Consider the following 13995-nt stretch of genomic DNA (forward strand, 5'->3'; position numbering starts at 1 on the left):
GAACGTTGGGCGATAAGGTGTTTTCAGACCGTTTTGCAGAGGGCGGCAAATTCGCTCCTTTGCTGTCTGCTGGGGACGCTTTTCAGTCAGTAGGAACGTCACACATGGTCAACCCCCGCCCTGAGCAGGAAGCTCTCCAGAACGGATATTTTCTGGATCTCGTCCTGGGCAGCGAAGACGTCGAGGCCTTTCTCAGCGACCTCGCCCAGTTCTCCGCAGAGAGCCTCTCCAACCCCAAGTCTCCCGTCTACTGTGGCATCACCGTCCAGCGCCGGAAGAAGTCGGCCACGGCAGCCAGCAGTGACGATCGGGCCCGGGTGCTGGATGAACTCCAGAACACCCTCGATGGCCCGTGCCTCACCGCCATGGACGAGCTCTCGTCCATGATGGTGCCGGACCTCCTCCGCGAAGACCGCTGGCCTGAGTACGTGGAGGCAGCCGCCGACCAGGGGCTGCGGTCGGTCCTCACGGTCCCCCTCATGGTGGAGGGTGACACCCGTGCCGCGCTGAACCTCTACTCAGAGCGGCCCAACGCGTTCAGCCCCACGGACGTGGAACGTGCAGAGGTCTTTGCCTCGCACGCTTCCAAGTCCCTGCGCCTCGCCCTCAAGATCGCCCAGCTCAGCGACGCCAAGAACGACCTCACAGCTGCCATGCAGTCCCGCACGGTCATTGACCTGGCGGTGGGTGCCATCATGGCGCAGAACCATTGCAGCCAGGAGGAAGCGTTCACCATCCTCCGGACCGCCTCCAGCAACCGCAACATCAAGCTGCGCCACCTGGCCCAATCGATCATTGCCGCCGTGTCCTCCGGGAAAGTGACCACCCACTTCGAGGAGTAGGCGTGCTTCTGCCGGGTAACGGGGTCTGTCCACCCACCGGCTCGCGTTCGTGACCCAAGGCAACCATGGAGCAGACTTGGGTGGGTGAGCAACACATCCCGCCCCGGTCTGGCCATCGCTGCGCTCAGCATCGGCACCGCGCTGAATCCACTCAATTCGTCCATGATTGCCGTGGCTTTGGTGGTGCTGCGGGAGGACTTCTCGCTCGACGTCGCCACGGTTACGTGGGTCATCACGGCCTTCTACCTTGCGTCCGCCGCCGGGCAGCCGTTGATGGGCAGGCTCGCCGACCGCTTCGGCCCGCGCCGGTTGTTCACTTTCGGTATGGCGCTCGTGGCGGTGACATGTGCGGTCGCGCCATTCCTGGACAACTTTGCGCTGGTCTGCGTGGCCCGGGCCCTGATGGCGGTGGGAACCGCGACGGCGTACCCGTCCGCCGTCGTCATGGTTACCGAACTGAGCCGGCTCGCCAAGGTTCCGTCCACGCGGCCGCTGGGCCGGATCCAGATGGCCAACACCTCTGCGGCCGCTGTCGGCCCTGTAGTGGGCGGGTTGCTGGTGAGCTTGTTCGACTGGCAGGCGCTGTTTGTCATCAACGTGCCGTTGGCGCTGCTCGCCCTGCTGATCGTGCAGCGGACCGCACCCGCCGACGTCGGACGGGAAACCGGCTCACTGGGCACCCTCATCCGCGATTCGGACATCCCCGGCATCCTCGCCTTTGTGGTGTCCCTGATGCTCGCCATGACGGCGCTGCTCAACGTGCTGCCGGGGTATCGCTGGTACCTGTTGGGCGGCGCCTTGGTGGTGGGTGCTCTTTTCGCGTGGCGGGAGCTTCGCTTCAAGCCGCCGTTCCTGGACCTCCGCCTGCTGGGCCGCAACCGGCCGCTGCTGCTGGTGTACCTGGTGTTTGTGGTGTTCAGCGGCGTCTACTATTTTGCGTTCTTCGGCCTTCCGCAGTTGCTCCAGAAAGCAGGGAATTACGACGCCGGTCTGGTAGGCCTGCTCATGCTGCCCCTTGCATCCATGTCGGTTTTGGTGACGCCGCTGACGGTTCGTCTGATTGAGCGGTTCGGCGTGCGGTCCGTCCTCATCACCGGGGTACTGGTGCTGGCTGGTGCTTCGGCGGCGCTGGGGTTGCTGACACTCTCGCTGTGGCCTCCGCTGGTGCTGGTGCTCACTGCAGTCATGGGTGTTCCGTACGGGGCGGTGAGCACGGCGTCGAACCAGGGCTTGTATGTCTCCGCCCGTCCCGAGGAACGGGGTGTGGCCGCCGGTATTTTCCAGACCTGCCGGTACTTGGGAGCCATCACGGCCACCGTGCTGATCGGGGTGTTCTATGGGCCCGGGGTGAACCAGGCCAACTGGGGTCTCATGGTGCTGGTTATGCTGGGTTTGAGTGCGTTGGTGATTGTCTTGTCCGTTCTCTGGCGCAAGCCTGCGGAGGCGTAGAAACCTCGCTGGGAGTTTCCTCGAAAAACGCGTCACGATTCCTGAGGTCAGGCACTGTATCGGTATGAGTAACCCTCTTCACATCTCCGGCGGCGGCAGCGGTAATCCCGTGCTCTTGCGCGACCGGTGGCAGGAACACAGCAAGCAAGCTGGTTGGCGGTACCCCGGCGACTGGCTTGTCCCCGAAGTTGACGGCGTGATCCGGGCCTGTCAGGCGGCACGCGCGCTCCCCGAAGCCGCACGCCTTTTGGGTGCGGCCCGGGCGTACCATGGCGTTGGCGTCAAGGAAACCATGGTGGACATGAGCGCCTTCTTCAGCGCTGCCGAGCTGCCCGTCTGTGAAGAAACCATGCGCGACCTCGTGGAAGGGTGGACCTTCGAAAGCGAACGCATCCAGCCGATTGCCTGCGTAGACCCCAGGACCGGCCTGCCCACGCTGGCGCACTTTGAACAGTTGCTCTTGGACCTGTCCCTGTATGGGCTGACCCAGCAGGGCGGCGCGGAGTTGGCGACGCTTGCCCTGGAGTGGGACTCGTACCCTCTCGGCTGGGACGTGCTCGCCGACATTGGCCAGATCCTGAAAACGGAGCTGACACCCGTGCGGGGGAAAGCAACCCTCCACGAGTCACGGATCTACATTCTCCTGGACGGGAGCGCGGCAGGCCGTGCCGCCGTGGAACGCTGTGTGCGGCGCGTTGATGCGATCCGGGGAAAGGGCCGCGGGAAGACCGTGATGAGCGTGGCCGCGTTGCCAGGGCACCACGGCAGCCTGCTGGGATAGCTCCCGGGCGCAGACGTACTAGTCCGGCAGGATCCGCACGCACGTCTCCCGGAGCCGCTCCACGATTCGCCGCGGCGTATTCCCGTGGAACCCGAGCCACAGCAGGTTCCCATCCGGGGCGACGCTTTCCACGGTGCCTTGGTCAATCAGCTCGCCGTGATCGTAAACCTCTACGTTCCTGCCCTTGGTCTTGGTCCAGTCACTGGCCAGCACCCACCCCACCGATGGGTCCGCGGTTTCTTGTGTTCCGGTCATGAGTCATCCCTCTATCTGCCTGGGTCTTGTCAGATGAGTGGGGTGAGGGTGGGGATCGTGACGCGGGGTTTTGGGTCTGGCCCTAAAGCGCGGCGACGACGCCGAGAATGACTGGAAGCACCACAAAAAGGCCCAGGAAAACGGCGACTGCTACGCGTCCTCTGGTGTTGCCCACGTTCACGGTCAAGCCAACCCCGGTCCCGGCGCGTTTGGCGACCAGTAGATGTGGGTCGTTTGGATCGTTGTAAAGGACGCCCGCGATCCACAGCTTTTCTTCCTGCTCCTCTGCCGCTGTGGGATGAATTCCCTGAGCCGAGGCCGTCCGCCGTGCCCAACGGGCAGCCGCCGCATAGGAAACCGGAATCACCACAAGGAACAACGCGGTGACTACAGCCGCCGGCCACCAGGGAACATGGTCCGGAGTCGTCCACCCGGCAACGGAAAGAAATCCGATGATGGCGGCGATCAGAGCGCAGGTGCCGCCCAGAACCGCCACAGTGCCGCGGATCGTTCCTTCTCGGCGATACCGCTCCCACAGGCTGGCGTCGTCGTCCACCTGCACCATCTTTGGGACCAAGGCCGTGACCATAGACAGGAGGACGCAAAGACCCGCGCCCATCATCAGCGGAGAGAACACGGACCCAAAGGACTTCGGGGCCCAGGCATCAGGGCGTCCGCTTGGTCCCCAATGGGTGGCGACAGTATCGGGGAGCGACTCAAAGGTCAGGGCTCCAAAGACAAAGCAGAACGCCATAATCACGAGCGCTATGAGGTGCGGCAGCCAGAAGCGGCCGCGGCGGTGATTGATTTGAGCCCCCACATCAGCAGTCACGATCGTCAGCCTAGCCCGGCATCATGCCCATGGAGAACTTTCAGAAAGAAGGGCGGCGCCCTGTCCACTGGGAACAGGACGCCGCCCGCCTTTTCCGGGGAGGTGACTACCGCCGCAGGAACTCCTCGTGCTGGCGGTGGGCCTCCGCTACCTGCTCGCGAATCAGGTCCACGTCCTTGGCCTTGTTCCGGTACTTCAGAGGCATCTGGACGATCTGTGCTTCTTCGGCCGTCAGGGCACGGTAGATGCGCTCGCGTTCGGCGGCATCGGCCGTGTAGTCCAGGTCGAGGTAGTTGACGGCGTGCCGGCGGGCGTTGTTGATGGCGGTCTGGGCCTTGCCGGCGGGGCTGAGCAGGGACAGCACCACGGTGATGATCAGGGTTCCACAGATCACGCTGAGTGAGAGTCCGGTGGAGATCTCGATGACGTTGACGTGCTCGCCGCCGTTGACGAACGGCAGGTTGTTCTCGTGCAGGGCGTGGAGGATGAGCTTGACGCCGATGAACGCCAGGATCGCGGCCAGGCCGTAGGAGAGGTAGATCAGGCGGTCCAGCAGTCCGTCGATCAGGAAGTACAGCTGGCGCAGGCCCATGAGCGAGAACGCCGTTGCAGTGAACACGATGAACACGTTCTGCGTGAGGCCGAAGATCGCCGGGATGGAGTCGAGCGCAAACAGGATGTCCGTGCCACCGATAGCCACCATCACCAGGAGCATGGGAGTCAGGGCACGCTTGCCGTTGACCACGGTGAAGAGCTTGTCGCCGTCGTACTTATCCGTAGTGTGGAAGAGCCTTTTGGCGAGCCGGATCATGAAGTTGTTCGCTTGATCGTCGCCGTGCCCGTCGGGCTTGAGCAGGTTGCCTGCCGTGAGCAGCAGGATCAGGCCGAAGATGTAGAACACCCACGCGAACGAGTTGATCAACGCAGCGCCCAGGAAGATGAACCCGGTACGGGCAACCAGCGAGAACACGATGCCGAACAGCAGCACCTTCTGCTGGTCTTCACGCGGCACCCGGAAGCTCGCCATGATGATCAGGAACACGAAGAGGTTGTCCACGGACAAGGCCTTCTCCGTGATGTAGCCGGCGAAGTACTCCGAGCCCATCTGGGCCCCGCCGAACACCAGCACCAGGATGCCGAACACAACGGCCAACCCCACGTAGATGGAGGACCAAATGGCGGCTTCCTTCAGCGACGGAACGTGCGCCTTGCGGATGTGGAAGAAGTAGTCGAAGGCCAGCAGCCCAAGAATAACGACGATGGTGATACCCCAAATAAGGGGGGAGACGGTCATGTGATCCTGCTTTCGTGAGGCCGGGGCGTGTTACTCACCGAGGGTCAAAAACTCTTTCCACCAACTTACCGGGTCACGTCACCTGGCATCGTTTCTTGCGGTTCGTGAAACGTACGACGGCGGGTGGCTGGGTCGGGTGCCTCCGGTACGTCAGTGGGTCCTCTGTTGTTCCCAACGATCCTGGTTGTGCTCCCGGTTCCAGAATTGGCGGGGTTCTCCTGTTTCGCGGAGGACATCCGTGAGCCACAGGGTAGTGTCCGGGTTCCAGCCGGCGATGACGCTGGCCGTTCCCTCTGCTGTGTCTACGTCCAGGGCACGGCCGGCCAGGCGAAGATATGCGCTCACACTGAGATGTACGGCATCCCATCGACCGGCGACGCGTTCCCAGTCCGGAATCACCCATCGTCCGTCACGACCCGTAGTGCGGTACCAGTCGTGACGGCGGGACGCGGTGACCTCAAACGGGAAGTCCCGGCACAGAGTGGCCCAGTCCTCTGCTGTTTCTAATTCGAGGATGCGGCCGCTTCCCGAGACCGGGATGACCGTGCCTTCTTCCCAACCCAGCGAATCCTCGATGAGCCCAAGTCCTTCGGGGATCCGGCTGAAAGTTTGCGTCAGGCGGTAGGGGATGGACCACCACTCTCCGCCGTAATTGGCGTTGATGTCTGCCGGTCGTTCCCTTGCTGCCCGGTGTTCCATGGTCCGTTCGTGGCGCGACCATTCAGCGAGAACGTCGCTGGGATTCGTGGACAACGGCGCGGGGTCGTTAGGGGAACGCCAATCGATGGTCCATTGCTTTGCTTGGAACCTGTTTGACCACCAGTCTGTAGATGGAGCTTCCAGGATGGTTGTGGCGAGGTGGCCGAGGGCTCTGTTGATGACCGGGTTGGCGGCAAGTACGTCGTCTCCGTCGGGCGGCTGCCAGTATCGAGCCGCGTCGATGGCACGTATCAAAGCGGTGCCGGTGAGCCCTTGGATTCTGTCCTTGACGTCCAGCTCGCTGAGCATCCTCGCCAGGTCGGACACCGTCGGAGCGGGCGGCGGGGGCGACGCTTCACCGGAGGACGCCATGGACAACATCACTCGAGACGTGCCTTTACCCGGGTCGAGATCGTAGCCAAGATAGAAGACGGTCAGGCGGACTTCCTGGTCAGCTTCCATGGCCAGCTCCAGGCACAAACGGCGCCCGCGTGGGCCCTTGAGCAGCGATTCAACGTCTTCCATATGTCCCCCAATTGTCCGCGGTGTTTAGCCGACGCTGACCAACACCTTATCGATGCGCGCGATCAAGCCAGGCCAGCCGTTGCCCATGCCTTCGAGGGCCTGGCGACCCATCGGGGTGGCCAGATTGAATCCGGCGTGTTCGAAGTGCAGGATCGTGCCGCCGTCGGTGGCTTCCAGCGACCAGGTGATGGTCGTGTCCAGGACGCCTTCTGCGAAGACGAACGTGATCGACTTGCCGGGTTCGACGGCGGTGACCTCGCACTGCTGCTGGCCCCAGCCACCCATGTCCATGGTGAACCGGTGGCCGACGACGGGTGCGATGTCGCCCGGCGCCCACCACTTGGCGAGGAGATCCGGCGTCGTGAGCGCTGCCCAGACGGCCTCGGGGGAGTGGGCGAAGGTGCGCTCCAAGCGGATGGCGTTCTCGGTCATGGGTTTTCCTTATCCAGTAGTTCGCCCAGCGCATCGAGTCGCCGGTTCCAATATTGCTCGTAGTGCTTCAGCCAATCGCCGACCTCCTGCAGACCCTCGGCTTGAAGGTGGTAAATCCTGTGCCGGCCCTGCCGCTCTTCGCGGATCAGCCCGGCTTCCTTCAGGACTGTCAGGTGTTCCGACGCCGATGAACGGCTAAGTGCCAGGCGTCCCGTCAGTTCCCCGGCGGTCAGGGGACCGGCGCGGAGGCTGTCGAGGATGGTGCGCCGCGAGGGGTTCGCGAGGGCGCCGAAGATGTCGGGATGCACTGGATGATAATATGTCGGAAATTTCCGAAATGACAAGCGGTCAGAGCTTAAGGGTGTTTTGGATTCGAGGATCGCTGCTCGTGATCTTCGGTCTCCAGTACAGCCACGCGAAGACGCCGAGGAGCGGAACGGTGAAGAGCAGGAATAGCCACACCGCCCTGGTTGTCTGGTTCAGGGCGGTCTGTCGAAGGACATCGATGACTGCCCAGATGATGGAGCCAGCGACAAAGAGAGCCGCCAAAGCTCCCAAGGCGGCCAGAACCCATTGAAAAGCTTCCATGTTGTCCCGTTTCAGTTCATGGGGGAAGAGCAAGTCGCTGAGCCCATTCTCTTCGTAGGAGGCAAGGCTTAGCCGCAGAATCGGAACCCTAGGTGGTGGCCATCGGCGGAATTCCGCGGTTTTCACATGCGTGGTGAGGCGTACTTCCCCAAAAATAGGTGGTGCGACCCGGGGCCCTAGGTGTTGAGGGCTGGGCCTGGGGCATGCGCTTGTACCCGTTGACCGCTAGCAACTTCGCCGCGATGTGGCCGTATAACTCGAGTCCTGGGACTACGAGATCAACGTTGTGGGCACCTGCACCTTCCAGTACACCTACTCTTTCGAAGTCGACGGATGTGACTTGACTTCCGTGAGGCTCAGGCCCCTTTTTGCGGAGTCGCCCTGAACGCTGGATTCCCTCTAGCAATCAGCTCCGGGCAGCGGCTGCCGCCTGGAGTCGGTCAAAGTCGGTGGGGTAGGTACTCGTGAGATGGGCTGATCCGCCGAAAGCGCTTGGATGCTTGATGAAGCACACGAGCCTGCGTTGCCCGCCGATGTGGAGTTCGAAGATGTTCTGCTGAGGATCCGGAAGACCATTCGCGCCATGCTTTCCGAACAGCGGCTTGTCCTCAAAGGCCGATGGATAGGCAGCACGAAGCGAACTTGCGGCCTTTCCGCCTACGACGACAACGAGCTTGGCCGGGGTCGCTTCCAGGATCCGTCCCATGTGCTTGGTGGAACAGAGCGCAGCGGCTTCGTGGACGCCTTGCTCGTTTCCTGATTTGCAATGCACAACCTCGGTCATAACCGCGCCCTCGAACCAAGGAAGGTCGCTACCCAGGAGGGCATTGGTTTGCTTTTCAATCCAGCCCCAGTAGCGCTCCTTTGATCCCCAAACCGGTCCACCGGTCAACTGCGCCTCGTCTACTTTGCGATGCCGTCTGTCGCTTACCCAGACGTGCTCCGGGCTGAAGCGGTTGATCATGAAGTCGGCGATCTCGGCGTCAGGCCATTCAGCGGTGGGGTATTTCTCTGCGAATCTCTTCGCAGGTAATTTTGCTGTAGGGTCCCCTGCACTGATGGCAGGGTTTGAGGACAGGAAAACGACTCGAGCCTGCGCCAAATTTCCTGCCCAGGCTTCGGGCACCTGAAAGGGGCCAGGATGCCGGTCCTGGGACCTGACGATCTTGTGGCAGGGGTGCTTTTCACCGAAGTGGGGATCGTTTGCAGCAGCCACTTCATCGCATTTGGCGACGCTCAGAGCAAGTTCTTCAAGATAGACAGGCATAAGTCCCTATTCGTTTTAGGTTGACCTTGTTGTTCAGCATGCTAGGTCATCGCACGGACAATTTAGGCTGGGCAGCCGTGGTACCGGCCCACACATATGTTGCTGGGCCCGTTCGACGACCCAAACCACTTTTCCGGCGAGAGTCATGGCGACGCATCGCTCGTGTTCGCGAGCGATTAGCGCTTAGGTTTTGGCTGGTCCCAGTCGCGTGCAAAATCTTCCTTAACCTCAGGCCAGACCAGTTGAAAAGCTTCTTCTGCCGAAGTGACTTCACGAGGAAGTGGCTTGAACAAGACGAACTCGTGGGGGATTACGCGACCGGCTGCGTCACGGCGTCCCTCTGGATCCGTGACTCGGATCGCGACAGTATTGGCGTTGGTTTGGAAGGTCTCTGGAGCATCTAGCTCGCCTTGGAACGCTTTTTCATACAGTTCCAACGGATTTGGTTGACCCGCAGTGCGTAGGAATCGAAAGCCCCATGTTTTACCGCGAGTAGCCCAGATGAAGGCCAGCTCTGTGGCTTGGTTGCTGCTTCCAGATTTCATACGCGACCTCGGAGCAGGACCTTCTCCTCGTCGCCACGGTCCAGTTCCATTTGGAATCCGGTCAGGGTTTCAGTAAGGAAGTCATGTTTTTCCCTTGCTCGGACGTGGATGTCTTCGACCTTGCTGCCGGCGAGGTCGAACGCTGATTTTGAGAGGGAGCTACCAAATAGTCTTGCAGCGGTGGCAAGTGGACCCGGCAGCCGGGACAGAAGTACTTGCACTCTGGCACTGCCAAACGCATCAACCAGCGGTGAAATCACGTTCATCAGATGCTTGGCCGCGCCCGTGCCCTTTGACATGGCTTGGGCCCACGGTAGGAAGCGTGACAGGGGCAGCATGGCAGCAATGGGAAGGATCAAGTCCAACCCCACCCGCTTGGTTACTTCGATTTTCTTGGGTTCAAACTGCGCGGAGGAGAGTAGAACAAAATCCTCGCCGACAGACAAGGCCTCGGGGGCCTCGACGAATGTGCCCACGACCTCCTGAAGCTTGTTCAGCTCTCGTCCAGCCTTTTCGACGAGGAGGTCACGGAAGCTCGCCACGTCGGTCTCTGGCAGCAGATCTGCCTTGGACAGAGCCAAGAGCCAGATCCGGGGAAAACGGGCAAGCGGCTGGTTATCCTGGAGAACATCGTCACGCAGTTTGAGTAGCTGGGTGCTGATGTTGGTCAGGAGCGACTTGAGGTAACGCTCTTCTTCGCCTGCGTGGTCTAGAAGCTTTTGACCGTCCACCAGGACCATGGCCACGTCGGAGCCCAGCAGCGCCTGAAATGTGCTGATTCGGCGTTGTTCCTCTTCTGGTCCGCTGGGCTCCTCCTCGAACCACTCCCCGGGATAGTCATGCCAGACCAAGCGAAGTTCTTCCGAAATGACCTTTTTGGGCTTTGCGGCAGCGCCCGGTTTGCGCTTGACAGTGAAGGCATATGAGGTCGACGAAAAGTGCGTGCTAATCGGGAGTAAGGCAGAGTTCTTCATCCCAAGGTAATTCTGATGTAAGCGGCGACCCTGGGCGCTATCGGCGGCGAGGATGTCAAAGCGTTCTGTGCCCGAGAGCTGCTGCTCCAGCGCTAATCCGTAGAAGGAGGACAACAGCACGGTCTTTCCACTGCCGCTCTCACCAAAGACAGCGATTTGTTGCTCACGAGCAATCTTGTTCTGATTCATGAATTCAACCTATGGCAATCGTGGGGACAAAGATTCTTGTGTCGAAACCAAGATGTGCTGGAACTCTTGCTCTGTGGGAGCAATAGCACTCTCAGCGCTTATACCGGCCTCAACTTGAAGCTTGAGCTTCTCAACGTCGGCCTTCAGCTGGTCCACAGTTGCGCGGTACCTTTCCACGGTTGCCGCTCTGCGCTTAACCGAGACAAAGTTGACAATGGCAGCCAAGATACCCAGTGGGAAAGACACCAGCAGTGCCCATCCGGCGCTACCAAAGAAGTCCAGGGCCACTGGGAGGGCATCCTTGAAAGCAAGAAAATCATTGACGCCGTTGACCATGGAGCTGAGGGCTGAATCCAGAGGACCCAAGAACTGCCCAACCAGTGGTGTTTCGGAGAGAGAGGGGGCGCTCAACTGTGTGGCTTGGGGTGACCACCTGGGATCGGAGTAATGATTCAGAACGTAGACGCCGGCCCCTCCGCTGAGACTTGCAAATATCAGCGAGCCAGCCAGAGCAGTGGCGTGAAAACGTTTGGGTCGAGCGATTGTTGCGGCCACAATGAATACGGCAGTGGCAGCCCAGATAAGGACATAAAAATACTCACGGCGCACGTCGCTAAGAAGATCCAAATTGTTTCCATTCCCCATTGTGCAAGTGAAGGTGTGCTGTGTTGAGCCTAAAGGGTTGACACTGAAGGCAACCCAAGTTTTCGTGTTTGTGTCGAAAATTTCATGGGGCTAATCATCGGAAAAGGAATCATCAACAGCCTGCATGCCTAGTTCCTTGCCATGCATCCAAAGGACCACGTCCATGGTTCGGAGGTCGCTGATGTCCTGATCGATTCCTGACTCTGCCTTGATCGCACGCAACCGGGCGGGGAGACCTGAACCATCGGTGAGGACGGAATGCCATGTCTTCCATTGGCCTTTGGCCTTTGGATGGCCCATGAGCGGCCCCACGACTGAATCGAATATCGGGATGAGTCGAGGGCGTTTTCTGGCCATGATCTTGCTGGCCGTAGTGGGTCCGATGCCCCAACGGTAGCTTTCGCTCCCACGCAACAGGCACCAAAGATCATTAGCTGGGCTGTTCGGACCAAGCAGAGCTTCGTACTCCACGGAGGAAACTGACGCCAGATCGAGATCTGTTGGAATCTGCTCCAGAAGCCCCTGCACCTTTCCGGCGGACGTTTCAAGTAGGCCGATGGCCGCCGGTGCAGGCACCTGAACGGATAGGAATGACACAGCAAGAACGTCGTCGGCAGTGAGAGAATTTGCGACGTCGGCTCGGTCACCGCCGTCTGCCCAGTCGTTGAAACGGCTTCCTGTTTGCGGGAGATTATGACGGTAGAGCTTCGTGTAGTACTTCTTGACAAGTGCAGCAGCCTCGTCTGTGTGATCTGCCGTGAGAATGTCTGGAAGCCTCAAAGCATGTCCTCTCGTGAGTGTCTGGTGAAGTATTGCCTTGCCCGAAACGTGCTAGCGGACTGCGACAGAAATCGGATCCCAGGACTGGGCCCGTGCCAGCGCGTGCTTTAGCTCCCGCCCGCCGCCTTCTTCGAGAACCGCCGAATCGCCAACTACAACCAGCAAGCTCCTCGCCCTGGATAGGCCGACGTAGAGTTGCTCGGAGGCCCGGTCCATGTCCTTGAATCCGTTGACACAAAGTACGATGACCGAACGTTCCAGCCCCTTGAACCCCAGGACGTGCCCGTAGAACTCGCCTTCGCCAGAGTGAAACTCTCGCCAGTACTCCTCGGTGGCTCCGCGCTCGAAGTAATCAAGATGAACTGGATGCCGCTCCTTCGTGGTCAGGAGAGCGATCTGATTGTTCGCCCAGCCTTCATCAATGAGGGCATCGACGCAGTCACCTGCCACATCCAGTGCGGCGTCGCTTGTGCATTGAACCCTACGGACTGGGAGGCCCGTACTGCCTCGTGGCGTGAAGTGTTCGCCAGCGAAGGGTTTGAAAGTTTCCGCGATCTTCCGAGTGTTGCGTAGGTTCTCGTCCACGTGGATGGGAACGAAGGCAGCAGTGGGACCAAAGGCGAGGTCCGCCGTCGCTCCCGCCGTCGCTCCCGCCGTCGCTCCCGCCGTCGCTCCGCGCCACCTACGGTAGACGTCTTGCCGGTCGTCCATGAAGGCATAGACCTCGCTGTTGTCCGGATCTACCGTGCAAGCCAGCAGAGCCTCCCACCACAGCGGCGCGAAGTCCTGAGCTTCGTCGACGATCACTGCATCCAGCCGATCGTGAGGATCCATGTCGGCAGCCAGGGCTTTCAGAAGTCGAGGCATTTCGACGTCGAAATAGTCCTGCCCTTTGCCGTCAGGTACTCCAAGCCCCCGAACGTATTCGTGAAATTCGCCAGTGAAAACTGGCTTCGCCTGTCGCCAAGTGGACACGCGGTCTTGGAGGTATTGGCCCAGTCCCTTGTTGTAGCAAAACAGCCCTACGCGCTTACCCTGCTTGCTGAGTGCCTTCGCTTTCTCCACTGCCAACCAGGTCTTGCCGCTGCCGGCTCCTCCGGTAAATCGCACGCGGGTCAGTGAACGTGTCGCTTGAAGCAGAATCGCTTGCCGCTCAGTGAGGTGGTCCTGCGTGTCCTCGTCTTCTTGGGTGTTGGGGTCCTCGTCCGAATCAGCCCCCCAATTTCCGCTGAGCTGCCGGACGATGCGTTCGAGGAATGCTGCCGCCAACGGCGTAGCGCCGCTTCCTTCTTTTTCGATTGCTTTACGAATGAATTCAGCCGGAGCCTGACACTGCGAGTCATCCAATACCAGTGCCCGTGGGCACCCTGCCATTTCCCAGGCCCCGGGGACAGCGGTGTACGGGAATGCGACCATGTACGCGAACCGGCTGGTGAGTGGAGTTCCCAGCTGACGCCCGAGCCAATTCTTGAACCCGTGTGCTGAGCCCTGCGACTGGACTACCGGGCTTTGGATTTTGCGGCTTCCGTCTCTGTCCGACTGGAACCACTGTCCGTTCTGCACTGACAGCCGGCCACCCTTGACCTCGATGGCGGCCATGCCCACGCCTGGCCAAAGAACGAGGATGTCGATCTCATGCTCAGCCCGGCCGTCCCGCACCTGAACTGAGTGAGCGAGTACGACGTCGTCGGGAAGACTTTGTTTCAGAGTCTCCCACACAATGCGCTCGGCACTCTGGCCGTCTGCGAACAACGGCGCTTCCGGAATACATCGCACCACTTTCAGCCCCCAAACCGGGACAGCCATGGAGTCATCAAAGGGCTGTGCGGGCTGTAGAAGAAATTGCTCAATTCAACGATCAATGTTTTCCCCTATTCGCTTGTTTGGTTGTTCTATCA

General features: G+C 60.4%; 16 protein-coding genes. 3 read left to right on the forward strand and 13 right to left on the reverse strand.

From position 1 onward, the window contains the following. Nucleotides 1–104 precede the first annotated feature (104 nt). From ACPFL9_RS05735 to ACPFL9_RS05745, 3 genes are all read left to right on the forward strand, one after another. Nucleotides 105–842, forward strand: coding sequence for an ANTAR domain-containing protein (locus ACPFL9_RS05735; protein WP_426006328.1), 738 nt, complete (start codon nt 105–107; stop codon nt 840–842). 84 nt (nt 843–926) lie between these two features. Further along, complete coding sequence (locus tag ACPFL9_RS05740) at nt 927–2291, forward strand: MFS transporter (RefSeq protein ID WP_426006329.1); 1365 nt, start codon at nt 927–929, stop codon at nt 2289–2291. Between the two features lie 64 nt (nt 2292–2355). After that, nucleotides 2356–3072 (forward strand): hypothetical protein, encoded by a 717-nt coding sequence (locus ACPFL9_RS05745; protein WP_426006331.1) that lies wholly within the window; start codon nt 2356–2358, stop codon nt 3070–3072. An 18-nt stretch (nt 3073–3090) separates the two neighbouring features. On the opposite strand, the gene ACPFL9_RS05750 is transcribed toward ACPFL9_RS05745, so the two are convergent. From ACPFL9_RS05750 to ACPFL9_RS05810, 13 genes are all read right to left on the reverse strand, one after another. Continuing rightward, nucleotides 3091–3327: a hypothetical protein gene (locus tag ACPFL9_RS05750; RefSeq protein ID WP_426006333.1), complete on the reverse strand. Its 237-nt coding sequence runs from the start codon at nt 3325–3327 to the stop codon at nt 3091–3093. A gap of 82 nt (nt 3328–3409) precedes the next feature. Next, the gene (locus ACPFL9_RS05755; protein WP_426006334.1) at nt 3410–4159 is read right to left on the reverse strand and encodes a DUF1648 domain-containing protein; all 750 of its coding nucleotides are present in this window, start codon (nt 4157–4159) and stop codon (nt 3410–3412) included. Between the two features lie 106 nt (nt 4160–4265). Next, nucleotides 4266–5453: a TerC family protein gene (locus ACPFL9_RS05760; protein ID WP_426006335.1), complete on the reverse strand. Its 1188-nt coding sequence runs from the start codon at nt 5451–5453 to the stop codon at nt 4266–4268. A 150-nt stretch (nt 5454–5603) separates the two neighbouring features. Next, nucleotides 5604–6677, reverse strand: coding sequence for a hypothetical protein (locus ACPFL9_RS05765; protein ID WP_426006337.1), 1074 nt, complete (start codon nt 6675–6677; stop codon nt 5604–5606). A gap of 24 nt (nt 6678–6701) precedes the next feature. Beyond that, the gene (locus tag ACPFL9_RS05770; RefSeq protein WP_426006339.1) at nt 6702–7109 is read right to left on the reverse strand and encodes an SRPBCC family protein; all 408 of its coding nucleotides are present in this window, start codon (nt 7107–7109) and stop codon (nt 6702–6704) included. Continuing rightward, nucleotides 7106–7417, reverse strand: coding sequence for an ArsR/SmtB family transcription factor (locus ACPFL9_RS05775; protein ID WP_426006341.1), 312 nt, complete (start codon nt 7415–7417; stop codon nt 7106–7108). Before ACPFL9_RS05775 ends, ACPFL9_RS05770 begins: the two co-directional genes overlap by 4 nt. Before the next feature lie 40 nt (nt 7418–7457). Then, a complete protein-coding gene (locus ACPFL9_RS05780; protein ID WP_426006342.1) occupies nt 7458–7697 on the reverse strand; it encodes a PLDc N-terminal domain-containing protein in 240 nt (79 codons plus the stop codon). Nucleotides 7698–8103: 406 nt separating this feature from the next. After that, the gene (locus tag ACPFL9_RS05785) at nt 8104–8964 is read right to left on the reverse strand and encodes a hypothetical protein (RefSeq protein WP_426006343.1); all 861 of its coding nucleotides are present in this window, start codon (nt 8962–8964) and stop codon (nt 8104–8106) included. 176 nt (nt 8965–9140) lie between these two features. Further along, entirely contained in the window at nt 9141–9509 is a 369-nt protein-coding gene (locus ACPFL9_RS05790) for a hypothetical protein (protein ID WP_426006344.1), read from the reverse strand. Next, nucleotides 9506–10672 (reverse strand): ATP/GTP-binding protein, encoded by a 1167-nt coding sequence (locus ACPFL9_RS05795; RefSeq protein ID WP_426006345.1) that lies wholly within the window; start codon nt 10670–10672, stop codon nt 9506–9508. The genes ACPFL9_RS05790 and ACPFL9_RS05795 overlap by 4 nt, the downstream gene beginning before the upstream one ends. A 9-nt stretch (nt 10673–10681) precedes the next feature. Continuing rightward, entirely contained in the window at nt 10682–11317 is a 636-nt protein-coding gene (locus ACPFL9_RS05800; RefSeq protein ID WP_426006346.1) for a hypothetical protein, read from the reverse strand. A 90-nt stretch (nt 11318–11407) separates the two neighbouring features. Beyond that, complete coding sequence (locus tag ACPFL9_RS05805) at nt 11408–12097, reverse strand: DUF6308 family protein (RefSeq protein ID WP_426006347.1); 690 nt, start codon at nt 12095–12097, stop codon at nt 11408–11410. Between the two features lie 51 nt (nt 12098–12148). Next, on the reverse strand, nt 12149–13903 hold the full coding sequence (locus ACPFL9_RS05810) for an NERD domain-containing protein (protein WP_426006349.1): 1755 nt from the start codon (nt 13901–13903) through the stop codon (nt 12149–12151). Between the last annotated feature and the right edge of the window lie 92 nt (nt 13904–13995).

This window comes from Paenarthrobacter sp. NyZ202 (genome assembly GCF_049860755.1).
Lineage (GTDB): Bacteria > Actinomycetota > Actinomycetes > Actinomycetales > Micrococcaceae > Arthrobacter.

Excerpts from the sequence above, each read along its gene's own strand:
- ACPFL9_RS05735 (WP_426006328.1), top strand. The coding sequence starts at position 105 with ATGGTCAACCCCCGCCCTGAGCAGGAAGCTCTCCAGAACGGATATTTT.
- ACPFL9_RS05745 (WP_426006331.1), top strand. The coding sequence starts at position 2,356 with ATGAGTAACCCTCTTCACATCTCCGGCGGCGGCAGCGGTAATCCCGTG.
- ACPFL9_RS05750 (WP_426006333.1), bottom strand. The coding sequence starts at position 3,327 with ATGACCGGAACACAAGAAACCGCGGACCCATCGGTGGGGTGGGTGCTG.
- ACPFL9_RS05760 (WP_426006335.1), bottom strand. The coding sequence starts at position 5,453 with ATGACCGTCTCCCCCCTTATTTGGGGTATCACCATCGTCGTTATTCTT.
- ACPFL9_RS05765 (WP_426006337.1), bottom strand. The coding sequence starts at position 6,677 with ATGGAAGACGTTGAATCGCTGCTCAAGGGCCCACGCGGGCGCCGTTTG.
- ACPFL9_RS05770 (WP_426006339.1), bottom strand. The coding sequence starts at position 7,109 with ATGACCGAGAACGCCATCCGCTTGGAGCGCACCTTCGCCCACTCCCCC.
- ACPFL9_RS05780 (WP_426006342.1), bottom strand. The coding sequence starts at position 7,697 with ATGGAAGCTTTTCAATGGGTTCTGGCCGCCTTGGGAGCTTTGGCGGCT.
- ACPFL9_RS05785 (WP_426006343.1), bottom strand. The coding sequence starts at position 8,964 with ATGCCTGTCTATCTTGAAGAACTTGCTCTGAGCGTCGCCAAATGCGAT.
- ACPFL9_RS05790 (WP_426006344.1), bottom strand. The coding sequence starts at position 9,509 with ATGAAATCTGGAAGCAGCAACCAAGCCACAGAGCTGGCCTTCATCTGG.
- ACPFL9_RS05795 (WP_426006345.1), bottom strand. The coding sequence starts at position 10,672 with ATGAATCAGAACAAGATTGCTCGTGAGCAACAAATCGCTGTCTTTGGT.
- ACPFL9_RS05800 (WP_426006346.1), bottom strand. The coding sequence starts at position 11,317 with ATGGGGAATGGAAACAATTTGGATCTTCTTAGCGACGTGCGCCGTGAG.
- ACPFL9_RS05810 (WP_426006349.1), bottom strand. The coding sequence starts at position 13,903 with ATGGCTGTCCCGGTTTGGGGGCTGAAAGTGGTGCGATGTATTCCGGAA.